The organism is Variovorax sp. MHTC-1 (assembly GCF_003984645.1).
In the GTDB taxonomy this organism is placed as follows: Bacteria; Pseudomonadota; Gammaproteobacteria; order Burkholderiales; family Burkholderiaceae_C; genus Variovorax.
Map to the genome: position 1 here is coordinate 84,768 of NZ_RWKI01000013.1, position 15,953 is coordinate 100,720.

Annotated in this window: 18 protein-coding genes; 12 read left to right on the top strand and 6 right to left on the bottom strand. The window is 68.8% G+C overall.

Annotated elements, in window-relative coordinates; all coding sequences use genetic code 11:
• From EJI01_RS20195 to fliE, 6 genes are all read right to left on the bottom strand, one after another.
• Window positions 1-333: a flagellar protein FliT gene (locus EJI01_RS20195; protein WP_126838910.1), complete on the bottom strand. Its 333-nt coding sequence runs from the start codon at window positions 331-333 to the stop codon at window positions 1-3.
• Between the two features lie 25 nt (window positions 334-358).
• Window positions 359-781, bottom strand: a complete 423-nt coding sequence (gene fliS, locus EJI01_RS20200) for a flagellar export chaperone FliS (RefSeq protein ID WP_126838911.1) — start codon at window positions 779-781, stop codon at window positions 359-361.
• A gap of 11 nt (window positions 782-792) precedes the next feature.
• A complete protein-coding gene (gene fliD / locus EJI01_RS20205; protein ID WP_126838912.1) occupies window positions 793-2,244 on the bottom strand; it encodes a flagellar filament capping protein FliD in 1,452 nt (483 codons plus the stop codon).
• A gap of 188 nt (window positions 2,245-2,432) precedes the next feature.
• Window positions 2,433-2,792 carry a flagellar protein FlaG gene (locus EJI01_RS20210; RefSeq protein ID WP_126838913.1) on the bottom strand — a complete coding sequence of 120 codons (360 nt, stop codon included), beginning with the start codon at window positions 2,790-2,792 and terminating at the stop codon, window positions 2,433-2,435.
• A gap of 122 nt (window positions 2,793-2,914) precedes the next feature.
• On the bottom strand, window positions 2,915-4,204 hold the full coding sequence (locus EJI01_RS20215) for a FliC/FljB family flagellin (protein WP_126838914.1): 1,290 nt from the start codon (window positions 4,202-4,204) through the stop codon (window positions 2,915-2,917).
• A gap of 172 nt (window positions 4,205-4,376) precedes the next feature.
• Window positions 4,377-4,694, bottom strand: a complete 318-nt coding sequence (gene fliE / locus EJI01_RS20220; protein ID WP_126838915.1) for a flagellar hook-basal body complex protein FliE — start codon at window positions 4,692-4,694, stop codon at window positions 4,377-4,379.
• A gap of 293 nt (window positions 4,695-4,987) precedes the next feature.
• Here fliE and fliF point away from each other — a divergent pair, with 293 nt between their 5' ends.
• The 12 genes from fliF to fliQ all read left to right on the top strand — a co-directional run bounded on the left by fliF (window position 4,988) and on the right by fliQ (window position 15,951).
• Complete coding sequence (gene fliF / locus EJI01_RS20225; protein WP_126838916.1) at window positions 4,988-6,691, top strand: flagellar basal-body MS-ring/collar protein FliF; 1,704 nt, start codon at window positions 4,988-4,990, stop codon at window positions 6,689-6,691.
• 145 nt (window positions 6,692-6,836) lie between these two features.
• Complete coding sequence (gene fliG / locus EJI01_RS20230; protein WP_185878984.1) at window positions 6,837-7,841, top strand: flagellar motor switch protein FliG; 1,005 nt, start codon at window positions 6,837-6,839, stop codon at window positions 7,839-7,841.
• A gap of 155 nt (window positions 7,842-7,996) precedes the next feature.
• Complete coding sequence (fliH, locus tag EJI01_RS20235) at window positions 7,997-8,761, top strand: flagellar assembly protein FliH (RefSeq protein ID WP_260602539.1); 765 nt, start codon at window positions 7,997-7,999, stop codon at window positions 8,759-8,761.
• Between the two features lie 216 nt (window positions 8,762-8,977).
• Window positions 8,978-10,336 (top strand): flagellar protein export ATPase FliI, encoded by a 1,359-nt coding sequence (fliI, locus tag EJI01_RS20240; protein WP_260602543.1) that lies wholly within the window; start codon window positions 8,978-8,980, stop codon window positions 10,334-10,336.
• 11 nt (window positions 10,337-10,347) lie between these two features.
• Window positions 10,348-10,803 carry a flagellar export protein FliJ gene (gene fliJ, locus EJI01_RS20245; RefSeq protein ID WP_126838918.1) on the top strand — a complete coding sequence of 152 codons (456 nt, stop codon included), beginning with the start codon at window positions 10,348-10,350 and terminating at the stop codon, window positions 10,801-10,803.
• A gap of 21 nt (window positions 10,804-10,824) precedes the next feature.
• The gene (locus EJI01_RS20250) at window positions 10,825-12,147 is read left to right on the top strand and encodes a flagellar hook-length control protein FliK (RefSeq protein WP_126838919.1); all 1,323 of its coding nucleotides are present in this window, start codon (window positions 10,825-10,827) and stop codon (window positions 12,145-12,147) included.
• Window positions 12,148-12,509: 362 nt separating this feature from the next.
• Window positions 12,510-12,992 carry a flagellar basal body-associated protein FliL gene (gene fliL / locus EJI01_RS20255; RefSeq protein WP_126838920.1) on the top strand — a complete coding sequence of 161 codons (483 nt, stop codon included), beginning with the start codon at window positions 12,510-12,512 and terminating at the stop codon, window positions 12,990-12,992.
• Between the two features lie 12 nt (window positions 12,993-13,004).
• Complete coding sequence (gene fliM, locus EJI01_RS20260; RefSeq protein WP_126838921.1) at window positions 13,005-14,006, top strand: flagellar motor switch protein FliM; 1,002 nt, start codon at window positions 13,005-13,007, stop codon at window positions 14,004-14,006.
• Window positions 13,999-14,442 carry a flagellar motor switch protein FliN gene (gene fliN / locus EJI01_RS20265; RefSeq protein WP_126838922.1) on the top strand — a complete coding sequence of 148 codons (444 nt, stop codon included), beginning with the start codon at window positions 13,999-14,001 and terminating at the stop codon, window positions 14,440-14,442. Before fliM ends, fliN begins: the two co-directional genes overlap by 8 nt.
• On the top strand, window positions 14,439-14,921 hold the full coding sequence (gene fliO / locus EJI01_RS20270) for a flagellar biosynthetic protein FliO (protein ID WP_126838923.1): 483 nt from the start codon (window positions 14,439-14,441) through the stop codon (window positions 14,919-14,921). Before fliN ends, fliO begins: the two co-directional genes overlap by 4 nt.
• Entirely contained in the window at window positions 14,921-15,685 is a 765-nt protein-coding gene (gene fliP / locus EJI01_RS20275; protein WP_126838924.1) for a flagellar type III secretion system pore protein FliP, read from the top strand. Before fliO ends, fliP begins: the two co-directional genes overlap by 1 nt.
• Window positions 15,682-15,951 carry a flagellar biosynthesis protein FliQ gene (gene fliQ, locus EJI01_RS20280; RefSeq protein WP_126838925.1) on the top strand — a complete coding sequence of 90 codons (270 nt, stop codon included), beginning with the start codon at window positions 15,682-15,684 and terminating at the stop codon, window positions 15,949-15,951. Before fliP ends, fliQ begins: the two co-directional genes overlap by 4 nt.
• Window positions 15,952-15,953: the final 2 nt, after the last annotated feature.

Genomic DNA, 15,953 nt, shown 5'->3' on the forward strand with positions numbered 1-15,953 from the left:
TCAGCGCGCCAGGCCGTAGGCCTTGTCGAGCTCGCCCTGCTTCTGCAGCCGTGCCATCGTGGCCACCAAACGCTCGAGCTGCGGCTTGACCAGCCGGCGCACTTCGTCCTGGTCGGCACGGATGCGCGCCATCAGGCGCTGCGCCTGGTCGAGCTCCGCGGGATCCAGCGGTTCCGTGGCGCGGATCTGCTTCAGGCGCTCGACCACCGTCGCGCACTGCTCTTCCAGGGCAGGAAGCCGGTCCCACTCTTTCGCCCTCGCCTGCGCCGCCATCAGCGACGTGGTCGAGGCGAGTTGGAGGTAGCAATGGACGATTTCACTGCGGGCGGCCATGTCTCTTCTCTCTTCCGAATCGTACTCAGTGGCCGGCGGCCATGCCGTCGATCTCGCGCCATGCCGAAGCGATGTTCTCGAGCAGCGCCTCGGCTTCGTCGAGCGCTTGCGCATCGTTGTGCAGGTTGGCCTGGAGCAGGCGCCGGATGACGTAGTCGTAGAGCGCCGACAGGTTCGCCACCAGGCCTTCGCCGGCGGGCCCGGCCGCCTTGGCGTCGAGGCTGGCCTTGAGGCCGTTGTCGACGATGCCGACGGCCTTGGAGATGGCGTTGCCCTTGGCGGCGACATCGCCGCTCGCCATGTGGTGCCGCGCCATGCCGATCGCGCGGACGGCGCCGTCGAACAGCATGCAGATGAGCTGGTGCGGCGACGCGCTCATCGCCTGCGTTTCCACGCCAACGCGTGCATAGGCGTTGGCGCCGGTCCTGAAAGTGTGAGGTGTGTACATGGGCTGTTCCGTTATTTGTCGCTGCTGCCGCTCATGCTCGCGAACTGCTGCGTGAGGTAGCTGCTGGTGCTGTTCATCCTGCTGACCAGCAGGTCCAGCTGCGTGAACTGCGCGCGGTAGTACTCGACCTTGGCGTCCACGCGCGCCCGCATGTCGGTGTACTGCTCGTCGAGCTGCTTGAGCGAGGTGTTGATGCCCTCGGTCGCCACCTTGAGCATGCCGCCGGTGGAAGTGGCCTTGGTCACCAGCGCGTCGAGCTGCTTGCCGTAGCCCGCGGTGCTGCCGGTCGCGCTCCCGAAGAGCTTGGAGACGCCGTCCAGGTTGGTGGCGAGCGCGCTCTTGAGTTTTTCCGAGTCGACGCTCATGGTGCCGTCCTTCGTGAAGCTCACGCCGATCTGCGACAGCATCGTCAGGTCGCCGCTGCCGCCGGCCTGCGGCGAGGTCAGCGTGTTGCGGATGCTGGTCTGCAGATTGCGCAGCGTCGAGTCGCCGACCAGCGCCGCAGCGGTCTGCTTGTCGGTGTCGAAGGTGGTCAGCGTGCCGGCCATGCTCTGCAAGCCGTTGTAGGCCTTGACGAAATCGTTGATCGCCGTCTCGACCGAGGCGGTGTCGCGCGCCACGCTCAGGGTGCTGGTGCCGGTCTTCAGCACGGTCAGCGTCGTGCCCTGGATCGATTCCTTCACGGTGTTGCTCGCGCTCGTGACCGCGATGCCGTTGACCGTGAGCTCGGCGTTCTGCGCCTGCACGGTCTGCTGCAGGTTCTGCGTGCCGGCCGGATCATGGTTCAGCAGGTTCGCCAGCGCCGCGTCGCCGGCGACGGAGACGCGCATGCTCGAGGCCTTGCCGGTCTCGGTCGATGTCAGCACCAGCCGGTTGGGCGTGCCGCTGCCGTCGTTCACGATGCTCGCCGTCACGCCGGCCTTGGCCGCGTTGACTGCGTCGCGGATGCCCTCGAGCGTGTTGTGCGCCGCATCGATGGTGATCGGCACTGCCGTGCGGCTCGCGTCCGGCGTGAAGCCTGCGCCCGTGTACTTGCCGCTCACCGCGTCGTAGCTGCCGCCGGCGATGGTGCCGAAGTCGATCGTGATGGTGCCGGTGCCGATGGCCGTCTTGGCGCTGGCCTGGCCGGCCGCCACCACCGACTGCGCCTGCGCGAGCTGGGTGACGTTGATGTTGTAGATGCCGGCGGCTGCGGTGTTGCCGGCGCTCGCGGACATCACGTCGGTGGCGCTGGAAGTGGCCTTCACGCCCAGGAAGAAAGCCGGGTCCGACAGCTTCTTGGCCGCCGTCTGCAGCGTGCCGAGCGCGCTCTGCAGCTGGCCGTAGGCCGACAGCTTGCTCGTGTAGCTGATCTGGCGCTGCTGCAGCAGCTTGAGCGGCTGGCTCTCCGCCGTTTCGAGGTTGGTGAGCAGGGTGCTCAGATCGAGGTTCGAGCCGATGCCAAGACTGCTGATCGATGCCATGAATAACTTCCTGTTCCTAATGAGTGCGAAAAACGCATGCCAGTGCCCCACGATGGCCGAACCCGCGGCCGGCGAAGCCAGGCCCCTTTGGGGAGCACCGCGGAACCGGCTTTGCCGGGCCGCTGGTGTTGCCCCCGGTGAGGGGGTTGGAGGCCACACGAAGTGGGCAAGCCTGGGGGTGGTTCATTTCAGGCTGGCTGGTTCACCAGCAGGCCGGGCGCCCTGCCCAGCACCTTGGCGATGCGCACCACTTCCTCGTTCGGGATCTGCCGGATGACTTCGCCGCTGGCCCGGTCGACCACCTTGACGATGAGCTTGTCGGTGTCCTGGTCGACCTCGAACCGCAGGCCGACCGAGCGGCTCTGCAGCGAGGCATTGACTTCGCGTACCGCCTGCTCGACCTGCGGCGGCGTCGCCGCCTCCATGACATCCGCCGTGGTGCTCGCACTCTCCGCCGATGCCGGTGCGCCCGCGCCGGCCGGCCGGCCCGAGAGCATCTGCACCCACCATTGGCCGTTGTCTGCCGCGGGGGCTACGGGGATCGACATGGTCTTCACCTTTGCTTGCTTGCTTCGCTGTCGTCTGCGGCCTGGACGCGCCAGGCCGCAGAGAACAGAGCGCAGGCGCTGCCGGGCTCGCGCCGCGGACGCCTGCGATGCTTCTTCTTCGATCAGCGCAGGAGCGACAGCACGCCTTGCGTGGTCTGGTTGGCCTGGGCCAGCACCGAGGTACCGGCTTGCTGCAGGATCTGCGCGCGGGTCATGTTCGACACTTCGACCGCGTAGTCGGCGTCTTCGATGCGCGAACGCGACGAGGACAGGTTGGTCACCGTGGTGCCGAGGTTGGCGATCGTGGAGTCGAAACGGTTCTGCACCGCACCCAGCGAGCTGCGCAGGTCGTCGACCATCTTCAGCGCCGCGTCGAGCTTCTTCATCGGGTCGATGGAAGCCGCACCCGCGAACTCGGCCGTCTTGCCGGCGCCGCTCAGGACGATGTCCGTGCCGGTGTTGTCGAAGTCGGTCGGCGTTGCGCCACCGTTGGCCAGGGCGCCTGCGCCGACGGCGAAGTTCTTGCCTTGCACCGCCACGTAGGCCGTGGTGGCACCGGCAGCATCCACGCCGACCTTGACCAGCTGGTTGTTCAGCGCCACGGCGGTCGTCACGCCGTTGTCGGTGTCGGTGAACTCGACGTCGGCCACGTTCAACACGACGTCGCCGGTGGCGTCGTCGACCGAGGCGGCGTAGAAGTCGTCACCCGACTTGACCACGAAGTTGGCCGTGGCGGCGCCGGCGGCGTCCTTCACGTTGTGCAGGCTCAGCGAACTGGCGGAGACGCCCAGCGACGTGGCGGCAGAGCTCAGGTCGACAGCGGTCGGCGTCGCAGCCAGGTTGGTCTGCGTGATGGCCTCGCTCACCGGGAGCGCGTTGTTGCTCACCGAGAAGCCGGCCAGGCCGAGCGTGCTCGAGTCGATTTGCTTCAGGTCGATCTTGATCGTTTCGCCGTCGTTGGCGCCGACTTGCACGGTCAGCGGCTTCGCGCCGGCCGACAGCACCTTCACGCCGTTGAAATCGGTCTGTGCCGAGACACGGTCGATTTCGCTCATGCGCTGGGTGATTTCGTCCTGGATCGACTTCAGGTCGCTGGCCGAGTTGCTGCCGTTGGCGGCTTGCACGGCGAGTTCGCGGACGCGCTGCAGGTTGTTGTTCACTTCCTTCAGCGCGCCTTCCGTCGTTTGCGCCAGCGAGATGCCGTCGTTGGCATTGCGCTGGGCTTGCGACAGGCCCTTGATGTTCGCCGTGAAGCGGTTGGCGATGGCCTGGCCGGCCGCGTCGTCCTTCGCACCGTTGATCCGCAGGCCCGAAGACAGGCGCTGGATCGCGGTGTTCAACGACGACTGGGATGCGTTGAGGTTGTTCTGCGTGAGCAGCGAGAGACTATTGGTGTTGATGACTTGCGCCATGTTCGACTCCTGTAGACAAAGGTTGTGGACTTCGGCCAATGGCCGCAACGCTGGACCCGCTTCCCACCGTGAGACTCAAGCCATCGTTGGTTTAGTTATCGGCAGGGCTTTCCAAACATTTAGGCTGGTGCGCTAAAAAGATGCGCGCGGCCTCTTCCACGACCTTCAGGGCTCAAGCGGGCAGGTTCATCACTTCCTGGTAGGCGGCCACCAGCCGGTTGCGCACCTGCAGTCCGGTCTGGAAAGCCAGGTTGGCCTTCTGCAAGTCCACCATGACGTCGTTGAGCGCCACGCCCGGGCGGCCCAGCTCGAAGGCCTCGGCCTGGCCATACGCCTTGGTCTGCGCGCCGCTGATGTTGTCCAGCGAGCGCCGGAGCTCGGCTGCGAAGCCGCCCGGCTGGGCCGCCCCGGCGGCGGGCGGCGTGAAGCCGGACTGAAGTGCGGTGACCCGCATCTGCTGCAGAACGGATTCGATGGCGGCAATCGACATGAGGAAACCTTCTCTCGTCTAGAACTTTGGCATTGACAAAGGAAGCGCCAATGCGCTCCCGCGTGTTTTCAGCGTATCAGCCAAGGCCGCCTGGAGATGGGCCCAACTGACGGCAAAACCCGCGGTTGTTCGACCAATCGAATCCGCATCGGCTGCCGAGAATCGACTGCGAACAAGAAAGCCTGCTGACGACATCAACGGCCCTGCGGCATGACTCCTCCACATCGACGACTCCCTTTCCCCTCCATGAATCCGGAGCGCCCGGCGCGGCCGGCCGCGCCGGAGGCGCGCACATGAGTGCGACGGCGCCCGCGGGCGCCGCGCCGACGGCGCCGGCCCTGCCGCCCCTCATGGAACGGATGCGCGCGCAGCAGAAGCTGCCGCTGATCGTCGGCGCCGCGGCGCTGGTGGCGGCTGCCGCGGCCTTCATGCTCTGGAGCCGCGCGCCCGACTACAAGGTGCTCTACACCAACGTCTCGGACCGCGACGGCGGCGCGATCATCGCGTCGCTCGCGCAGATGAACGTGCCCTACAAGTTCGCAGACGGCGGCAACGCGATCCTGATCGCCGGCGACAAGGTGCCCGAAGTGCGCCTGAAGCTCGCGGCCCAGGGCCTGCCCAAGGGCGGCGGGGTCGGCTTCGAGCTGATGGACAACCAGAAGTTCGGAACCAGCCAGTTCGCCGAGCAGGTCAACTACCAGCGCGGGCTCGAAGGCGAGCTCGCGCGCACCATCGAGTCGATCGGCACGGTCGAGGCGGCGCGCGTGCACCTGGCGCTGCCCAAGCCCTCGCTCTTCGTGCGCGACCAGAAGAAGCCTTCCGCCTCGGTGGTGCTGAGCCTGCACCGCGGCCGCAGCATCGACGAGGGCCAGGTCAGTGCCATCGTCCACATGATCTCCAGCAGCGTGCCCGAGCTCGACGCGAAGAGCGTGACGGTGGTCGACCAGCGCGGCAACCTGCTGTCGGCGGCCAACGCCGGCGCGCGCGGCCTGGACGTGAGCCAGCTCAAGTACGCGCAGGAGATCGAGCAGGGCTACATCCGCCGCATCGAGGCCATCCTGCAGCCCATCGTCGGCACGAGCAATGTGCGCGCCCAGGTCGCGGCCGACATCGACTTCTCGGTGGTCGAGCGCACCGACGAGAAATACAGCCCCAACCAGGATCCGCGCAACGCCGCGATCCGCAGCCAGCAGTCGAGCGAATCGAGCCAGCACGGCGCGACGCCGCCGGGCGGCGTGCCGGGCGCGCTGTCGAACCAGCCGCCGGTCAATCCGAGCGCGCCGATCACCGCGCCGCGGCCGCCCAACGCGCCCGGCACCGCCGCGGCCACGCCGCCCGCGGGCGCATCGACAACGACGACGGCCACCACCACGGCGCCCGGCGCGCCCTCCAGCCTGCGCAAGGACACCACGACCAACTACGAGCTCGACCGCTCGATCCGCCACGTGCAGCAGGGCGCAGGCGCGATCAAGCGCCTGTCGGTGGCGGTGGTGGTGAACAACCGCGAAGGCGCGGACGGCAAGGCCGCCGCGCGGGCGCTGACGCCACCCGAGATCGAACAGATCCGCAACCTGGTCAAGGAAGCGATGGGCTACAGCCAGGAGCGCGGCGACTCGCTCAACGTGGTCAACAGCGCCTTCGCCCGCGAGGGCCAGGAAGAGGAAGCGCGCGACGTGCCGATCTGGCGCGACCCCGCCAACATCGATCTCGCGAAGACCATCGGGCAATACCTGCTCTACGCCGCCCTCGCCCTCTTCGCCTGGTTCGCGGTGTTGCGGCCGCTGCTGCGCAAGCACCTGGCGCCGCCTGCCCCGGCCGTCGCCCCGGCCCCGGCCCAGGCCGCGTCCAGCGATACCGACGATGGCGACCTCAGCCGGCAAAGCGCACGCCAGCGCGAGCTCGAGCGCCAAAAGGCCGACCTCGACTACGCCCACCAGACCGCCGACAGCGACCCCCGGCTGGTGGCCACGCTGATAAAGCATTGGATGAATCCATGAGCGCCGCGCCGGGCCGCCCCAAGCAAGCGAGCGCCCCCTCGGGGGGCAGCGAGGACACGAAGTGTCGAGCGTGGGGGCTGATGACCACCGCGCCGGGCCGCCCCAAGCAAGCTCGCACCGCAGTGCGGAGCACGGAGGTATTTCTATGAGCGCAGTGATGAACGAAGGAACCCGCAAGGCCGCGATCCTGCTGATGTCGCTCGGCGAGGACCGCGCCGCCGCCACGCTGCACCACCTGCCCACCACCGAGGTGCAGGCGCTCGGCGTCGCGATGGCCAAGCTGAGCCAGGTGTCCAAGGAGGAGCTGGCGGGCGTGCTGGCCGAGTTCCGCTTCGAGACCGAGCAGCTCTCCGCCCTGCACCTGGGCTCGGGCAGCTACATCCGCGCGGTGCTGCGCAAGGCGCTGGGCGACGACCGCGCCAGCAACCTGCTCGAAGACATCCTGCAGCCCGACGAGCCGCACGGCGGCATCGAGCGGCTCAACGATCTCGAAGCCTCCGAAGTGGTGGAGCTGATCCGCGACGAGCATCCGCAGATCCTCGCCACGCTCCTGGTGCACCTGGACCGCAAGAAGGCATCGGAAGTGCTGGAGAAGCTGCCGGTGCGCCTGCGCCACGACGTGATCATGCGCGTGGCCACCTTCGGCGGCGTGCAGCCGGCGGCGCTGGCCGAGCTGACCGACGTACTGACCGAGATGCTCTCCGGCGAAGGCCTGAAGCGCAGCCGCCTGGGCGGCGTGCGCACCGCCGCCGAGATCGTCAACCTCATGAACAGCGCGCAGGAAGACGAGGCCATCGCGCACGTGCGCGAGCACGACGAAGCCCTCGCGCAGCGCATCCTCGAGGAGATGTTCGTGTTCGAGAACCTGCTCGATCTCGAGGACCGCTTCATCCAGCGCCTGCTCAAGGACATCGAATCCGACTCGCTCATCGTCGCGCTCAAGGGCTCGGCGCAGGAGCTGCGCGACAAGTTCCTGAAGAACATGTCGCAGCGCGCGGCCGAGACGCTGCGCGAGGACATCGAGCTGCGCGGCCCGGTGCGGGTCTCGCAGGTCGAAGCCGAGCAGAAGGCCATCCTGCAGGTGGTGCGCCGCCTCGCCGATTCGGGCGAGATCACCGTCGCCGCGCCAGGCACCGATGACTTCGTCTAGATGTTGCTCTCCCCCAGGCTTCGCGCACTTCGTGTTGCTACACCAACCCCCTCACCGGGGGCAACACCAGCGGCCCGGCAAAGCCGGTTCCGCGGTGTTCCCCGAACGGGCCTGGCTTCGCCCGCCGCGGCGGGCAGCTGGATGGAGTCATTGAGATGACGGTTTCCAAGAATGCCTTCCTGGGTACGGGCACGCGCCTCGCCGCCGCCTATGCACCCGCACGGCCGGCCACGCCGCCCCAGCCCACCAAGCCGGTGCTGTCTGCCTGGCAACGCTGGGAGATGGGCACGCTGGAGGAAGATGCCACGCCGCCGCAGCGCGAGGTCGAAGCCGCCAACGCGCAGCGCATCGATCCCGCGGCGCTGGCGCGCGAGGCCGAGCTGGAACGCCTGCGCCTCGAAGCACGCGCCGCCGGTCTTGCCGAAGGCCGCCGCGAAGGCTGGGCGCAAGGCCATGCCGAAGGCCGCACCGCCGGCCTGGCCGCGGGCCTGGCCGCCGCCAGCGCGCATGCCGAACAGCTGCGCGCGCTGGCCGCCACGCTGCCGGACGCACTGCGCCGCGCCGAGAACGAACTGGCCGACGCCATCCTCACGCTCGCGCTCGACGTGGCGCGCCAGGTGGTCCACCGCACCCTGCGCGCCGAGCCCGAATGGGTGCTGCCGCTGGTGCAGGACCTGCTGCATGCCGAGCCCGCACTGCAGGGCGAGCCGCGCCTGCTGCTGCATCCCGACGACGCGGCCCTGGTCAAGAACAGCCTGGGCAACGAACTGCAGATCGCCGGCTGGCAGGTGCGTGCCGACGACACGCTGGCGCGCGGCGGCTGCCGCGTCCAGTCCACCAGCGGCGAGATGGATGCCAGCCTGGAGACCCGCTGGAAGAGCGTGACCGCGGCATTGCACCGCGACGTCGACGCGATATGAAGCTCTCCCCCATGCTTGCCCACTTCGTGTGGCCGCACACCCCCTCGCCGGGGGCAACACCAGCGGCCCGGCAAAGCCGGTTCCGCGGTGTTCCCCGAACGGGCCTGGCTTCGCCGGCCGCGGGGTGCATGCGCCGCGAGTTGCACACAGCGCAACGGAGCCAATGAGTTGAGATCAACTGGCGCACCCAACCCCCATCTGCAATCCTGGCGCGGAATGCTCGCCCAGGCGCGCAGCGATGTCAGCCTCTGCACGACCATCACGCAATCGGGCCGCCTGACCCGCGCCGTGGGCCTGGTGCTCGAAGCCGTGGGCCTGCAGCTGCCGGTGGGCAGCGACTGCCTGATCGAACTGCCGCCCGGCTATCCGCAGCGCCACGCCGAAGCGGAGGTGGTGGGCTTTGCCGGCGAGCGCCTGTTCCTGATGCCGCAGAGCGAAGTGGCCGGCCTGCTGCCGGGCGCGCGCGTCTTCGCGCGGCCCGGCTCGGCCGGCGCCGGCGGCGATTCGCACACCAAGCGGCTGCCGGTCGGCGAAGGCATGCTCGGGCGCGTGGTCGACGCGGCGGGCCGTCCGCTCGACGGGCTCGGCCCGCTCGATGTCGCCCGCAAGGTGCCGCTCTCGTCGCCGCCGATCAACCCGCTCTTGCGCGCGCCTATCGACTCGGTGCTCGACGTCGGCGTGCGCGCCATCAACGCCATGCTCACCGTCGGCCGCGGCCAGCGCATGGGCCTGTTCGCCGGCTCCGGCGTCGGCAAGAGCGTGCTGCTCGGAATGATGGCGCGCTACACCAGCGCCGAAGTGATCGTGGTCGGCCTGATCGGCGAACGCGGCCGCGAGGTGAAGGACTTCATCGAGAACACGCTGGGCGAGGAAGGCCTGGCCCGCGCGGTGGTGGTCGCCGCTCCGGCCGACAACTCGCCGCTCTTGCGCCTACAGGGCGCGGCCTATGCGACCTGCCTGGCCGAGCACTTCCGCGACCAGGGCAAGGACGTGCTCCTGATCATGGATTCGCTCACGCGCTACGCGATGGCGCAGCGCGAGATCGCGCTTGCCGTCGGCGAACCGCCGGCCACCAAGGGCTACCCGCCCTCGGTGTTCGCGAAGCTGCCCGCGCTGGTGGAACGCGCCGGCAACGGCGCGCGGGATGCGGAGGGCCGCGGCGGCTCCATCACCGCCTTCTACACCGTGCTGTCCGAGGGCGACGACCAGCAGGACCCGATCGCCGATTCGGCGCGCGCCATCCTCGACGGCCACGTCGTGCTCTCGCGCACGCTGGCCGAGGCCGGCCACTACCCGGCCATCGACATCGAGGCCTCGATCAGCCGCGCGATGACCGCGCTGATCCCGCCCTCGCAGTTCGAGACCGTGCGCCGCTTCAAGCAGATGCTCTCGCGCTACCAGCGCAACCGCGACCTGATCAGCGTCGGCGCCTACGCGGCCGGCCACGACCTGCAGCTGGACCAGGCGATCGCGATGTATCCCAAGATCGAAGCCTTCCTGCAGCAGGCGATGCACGAGCGCGCCGACTACGCGGGCTCGATCGCGCACATCACCGGCTTGTTCGAAAGCAGATAGGACCACGCAACATGTCCAAGAAGCTCCCCCTCGACACCCTGACCGAGCTGGCCCGCACGCAGAAGGAGGAGGCCGCGCGCCGCCTCGGTGCCTTGCAGAGCGCGCAGGTCAGCGCGCACCAGAAGCTCGACCTGCTGCTGCAGTACCGCCAGGACTACAGCCACCAATTGCAGAGGCTGATGGAGAGCGGCCTGCCCGCCTCGCAATGGCGCAACTACCGCAACTTCCTCAGCACGCTCGACGGCGCCATCGAGCAGCAACGCGCCATCGCGGCCCAGGCCAATGTCCGGCTGGACCACGGCCGCGGCGACTGGCAGCACCACGCGCGCCGCCTCAATTCCTTCGACACCCTGGCCGACCGCCTGCGCCGCCAGGAGGCGATGTTGCAGGCCAAGCGCGAGCAGCGCGACAGCGACGAGCGCGCGGCACGCAAGTTCATCGACCGCGCGGCGCATTCGAGCGCCTGATCCCTTCTATCTGGAACTGCCATGACCACCTTCATCGCTCCCTCTGCCGGCCCGGCCGCGACCAGCCAGCCGCTCACGCCCTCCGGCCCGCGCGCCCGCGCGGCCGACGAGCCGCAGGGACAGCGCTTCGGCGAGATGCTCGAGCGCTCGCGTGCCGCCGGGGCGCGGAAGTCCGAGGCATCGCCGGACGCAGCGCCTGCCGAGGCCGCTGCGCTTGCGAAGCCGGAGCGCGGCGAGGACAGGAAGGACGAGCTCGTCTCCGATCTGCTGGCCTTCGCGCTGTTCGCGCCCGCGCCGGCCGCGGTTCGACCGGCGACCGCTTCGACGCCGGCTGCCGGCGTGCCGGGCGAAGCCAAGGCAGCGTTGTCGATGGCAACGGATGTCGCCCAGGACCCCCTGCTTGCACAAACACCGGCGGCCGCCTCGACCGAAGCCGGCACCGAGGCAGCAGCCGGGACGCTCCCCGCTGCGCAGGACGCAGACGCGGATGCGAAAACGCTTCCCGCACAAGCGGCCGCAGCCCAGGCCGACACCGCCAAGGCGGTGCCCGCGGCAACGGACGCGAGCGCTGCCGACGCCGTCGCGCCGGCAGCCGTCGCCGCCATGCCGCTGCCGCCGGCCGCAAGCGCCCTGCCCGCGGCAAAGGCCCCGGCCGCCGGTGCAGCCGCACCGGCATCGGCCGCACCACAGCAGGCCAAGGCAGAGCCCGCACTGCCGGCCGCCGAGGAGACGAAGACCGCGCCGGCGCCGGTTGCCGCGACGAGCGCCGAGCGTGCCGATGCAGCCGCAGCGCAGAACCCGGCATCCCCGGCCTTCGCGCCCCCATCGACCACCTTCATGCCGCAGGCGGTGGAGCGCTCCAGCGCACCCGCAAGCTCCACGCCTGTGCTGAGCGTCGCGCCGCCGGTCGGCAGCGATGAATGGGGCCCGGCCATCGGCCAGCAGATGCTGCGCATGAGCGCCAGCGGCCATCAAGTGGCCGAGCTCAACCTGAACCCGGCCGGTCTCGGCCCGCTCAAGGTCATGCTCAGCCTGGGCGACAACCAGGCGCAGGCCATGTTCGTCTCGGCCCATGAATCCGTTCGCAAGGCCGTCGAGGCCGCGCTGCCGCAGCTGCGCAGCACGCTCGCCGAGCAGGGCATCAGCCTGGGCCAGACCTCGGTCGGCGCCGAGTCGCGGCCCTGGGCCGGACAGGGCGGCGGCTTCGGCCAGCCACAGCAGCAGCACGCTTCGTCCTCGCGGCAGGCGGACTATCCGGGGCGCGCAGACACGGCCGGCGACGCCGTGCCGCCTCGCACGCCCGTCAGCACGCGGCCCACCTCCGGCCTCGACACCTTCGCGTAGGGCCTGTTAGCCCATGAATCACCCCCGCGTGAGGCCCCACAGAGGGCCCAATCTAGGCGCCAAGCGGAACTGGGTTGCACACCCAGTGAGCATTGGCAACGACGAGTGGGCCCTCTGTGGGGCCTCACCCGGAGGGCCGGGGCGGCAAGGGGCGCATGGCGTCGTTGCGGTCCTTGCCCAGGCGGGCAGCCTGGGCTGCGGCCCGCGCCTAGCCCTGCACCCCTTGCCGTCCCGGCGCGGGGGTGATTCATGGGTTAACAGGCCCTCAACGCGAGATCTGAGGCCCTTTCCCCCGCTTGATCGGCGCTTCGTTTGCGCGCACGCCGGCCAAGAATAGACCGAACCGATTTGCAGCTCCCACCATGGCCACCAGTCCCTCACTCACCCAAGTCGCTCCCTCCGCGCCGCGCTCGTCGAAGCGCCTGATCGGGATGCTGATCGCTGTCAGCCTGTGCGCCCTCGGTGGCGGCGGCTACGCCCTGAGCCGCAGCGACCTCTTCGCGCGCGAAGCCGCCGCACCGGCGCCGCAGAAGCCGATCTTCGTCACGCTGGAACCGCTGACCGTCAACGTCCAGTCCGAAGGCCGCGGGCGCTTCCTGCACATCGGCATGGCGCTCAAGGTGCGCGACGAGCAGGCCAAGGCGCAGCTGGTCGAGTTCATGCCCGAGCTGCGCAGCCGGCTCTTGCTGCTGCTGTCGAACCGCCAGCCCGAGTCGCTGCTGTCGACGCAGGACAAGGCCCGCCTGGCCGAGGAGATCCGCACCGAGCTGAACAAGCCGCTCGGGCCCAACCAGCCGGCACAGGACATCTCCAGCGTGTCCTTCAATACCTTCGTGGTGCAGTAAGGGTCTCTTTGCATGGCCTATGAACAGGTGCTCTCGCAGGACGAGGTCGATGCGCTGCTGCAGGGCGTCACCGGCGGAGCCGTCGACCAGATCCGCGCGCCCAACCCGGCCACCGACGGCCTGCCGGCCTACGACCTGGGCGCGCCCGACCGCGTGGTGCGCAGCCGCATGCACACGCTGGAGGTCATCAACGAGCGTTTCGCGCGGCATCTGCGCAGCTCGCTCTTGAATTTCATGCGGCGCAGCGCCGACATCTCGGTCGGCCCGGTGCAGATCCAGCAGTACGGCGAGTTCGTGCGCCACCTGCCGGTGCCGACCAACATCAACATGCTGCACTTCAAGCCGCTGCGCGGCACGGCCCTGATCGTGTTCGATCCGAAGCTGGTGTTCCTGGTGGTGGACAACCTGTTCGGCAGCGACGGCCGCTACCACGTGCGCGTGGAAGGCCGCGACTTCACGCGCACCGAGCAGCGCATCATCAAGCGGCTGCTGAACCTCACGCTGCAGTGCTACGGCGACGCCTGGCAGCCGGTGTTTCCGCTCGCCTTCGATTACGTGCGCGCCGAGATGCACGGCAAGCTCGCCAACATCGTCGCGCCCAACGAAGTGGTGATCACCACCACGCTGCAGGTCGAGTTCGGCCCGGTCGGCGGCTTCGTGCACGTGTGCATTCCCTATTCCATGATCGAGCCGATCCGCGACCTGCTGTCCAACCCGGTGCAGGACGAGATCGAGGTCGACAAGCGCTGGGTCAAGCAGATGTCGCAGCAGATGCAGAGCGCCGATGTGGAACTCAGCGCCGACTTCGTGACCATCCCCTCGACCATCGGCGAGCTGATGAAGCTGCAGGTCGGCGACGTGCTGCCGATCGAGCTGCCGAGCTCCGTGACCGCGCGCGTCGACGGCATTCCGGTGATGGAGTGCGGCTTCGGCGTGTCGAACGAACGCTATGCGCTGCGCGTGCAACAGATGATCTCCCACCAAGACAGCGATCTGAAGAACGACCATGACTGACAACACTCCTTCCAGCAGCGATGCGGACGACTGGGCCAGCGCGCTGGCCGAGCAGACCGCGGCCTCCGCGCCTGCGCCCCTGCAGCCCGCAGCGCCCGCACCCGCGGCGGCGCCGGCCGGCGCACAGGTGTTCCAGCCGATCCAGAACGCGCCGACCGCCCACACCTCGCCGGTCGACATCGAGCGCATCCTCGACGTTCCGGTGCAGCTCACGGCCGAGATCGGCCGCACGCGCATCACCATCAAGAACCTGCTGCAGCTCTCGCAGGGTTCGGTGGTCGAGCTCGATGGCCTGGCCGGCCAGCCGCTGGACGTGCTGATCAACGGCTACCTGATCGCGCAGGGCGAGGTGGTGGTGGTGAACGAGAAGTACGGCATCCGCCTGACCGACATCGTCACGCCCTCCGAGCGCATGCAGAAGCTCAGCCGTTCATGATCTCCTGCAGTCGGCCGCTGCGCGCCGCAGCCTCTTTTTTCGCGTGGACGTGCGCGCTGCCCGCGCTCGCGGCGCTGCCTACGGTTCCGACGCCGGCCGAGGCTGCGCCGGCCGTCGGCGCTTCCGGCCTGCTGCAGGCCGGCTTCGGCATGCTGGTGGTGCTCGGGCTGATCTTTGCGTGCGCCTGGATGGCACGCCGCTTCGGCTTGCAGCGCTTCGGCGGCGGCAACCTGGTGAAGGTGGTGTCGAGCTCCATGGTCGGCCAGCGCGAGCGCGTGGTGGTAGTGGAAGTGGGCGCGACCTGGCTGGTGCTGGGCGTCACCGCCAGCCAGATCAACACGCTGCACACGCTGCCGGCGCAGGCCGTGGCTTCGGCGTCGGCGGCATCGCCGCTGGATGCGAAGACTTCGCAGGCGCTCGGCCTGTTCGCGCAGAAGCTGCGCGAATCGCTGGGCGTCAAGCCGCGGCCGGGCCAGTGATGCAGGGCAACTTTCGCCGTGGCCTGCGCCGCGCGGGCCTGCTGCTGGCGCTCGTGCTGCCTGCGCTGCCGATCACCGCCTGGGCGCAGGGCCTGCCCGGCCTGGTGAGCACGCCCGGCCCGGGCGGCAGCCAGACCTGGTCGCTGAGCGTGCAGACGCTGGTACTCCTGACCTCGCTGTCCTTCCTGCCGGCCTTGCTGCTGTGCATGACCAGCTTCACGCGCATCCTGATCGTGCTGGGCCTCTTGCGCACCGCCATCGGCACGCAGTCATCGCCGCCCAACCAGATCCTGGTGGGCTTGTCGCTGTTCCTGACCTTCTTCGTCATGTCGCCGGTCTTCGACAAGGTCTACAACGAGGCCTACAAGCCCTTCTCCGAGAACAAGATCAGCGCCGAGCGCGCGCTCGAGCGCGGCATCGGCCCCTTCAAGACCTTCATGCTGAAGCAGACGCGCGAGAACGACCTCGCGCTCTTCGCGCGGCTGGCCAAGGTGCCGGCGATGGAAGGGCCTGAAGACGTGCCGCTGCGCATCCTCCTGCCCTCCTTCGTGATCAGCGAGCTGAAGACCGCGTTCCAGATCGGCTTCACCATCTTCATCCCCTTTCTCATCATCGACCTGGTGGTGGCCAGCGTGCTGATGTCGATGGGCATGATGATGGTGCCGCCCGCCTCCATCGCGCTGCCCTTCAAGCTGATGCTGTTCGTCATGGCCGACGGCTGGCAACTGCTGATCGGTGCGCTGGCCGAGAGTTTCTATTTATGACGCCCGAATCGGTCATGGCCATCGGCAGCCAGGCGATCCACGTGTCGCTGCTGCTCGGCGCGCCGCTGCTGCTGGTGGCGCTGGTGGTCGGCCTCGTCATCAGCATCTTCCAGGCCGCGACGCAGATCAACGAGGCCACGCTGTCCTTCATTCCGAAGCTGCTGGCCGTGTTCGCGGTGCTGGTGATCGCCGGACCGTGGATGCTGGGGCAGATCGTGGACTACATGCGGACCTTGTTCTCGAGCATTCCGCAACTGGTCGCGTAGGC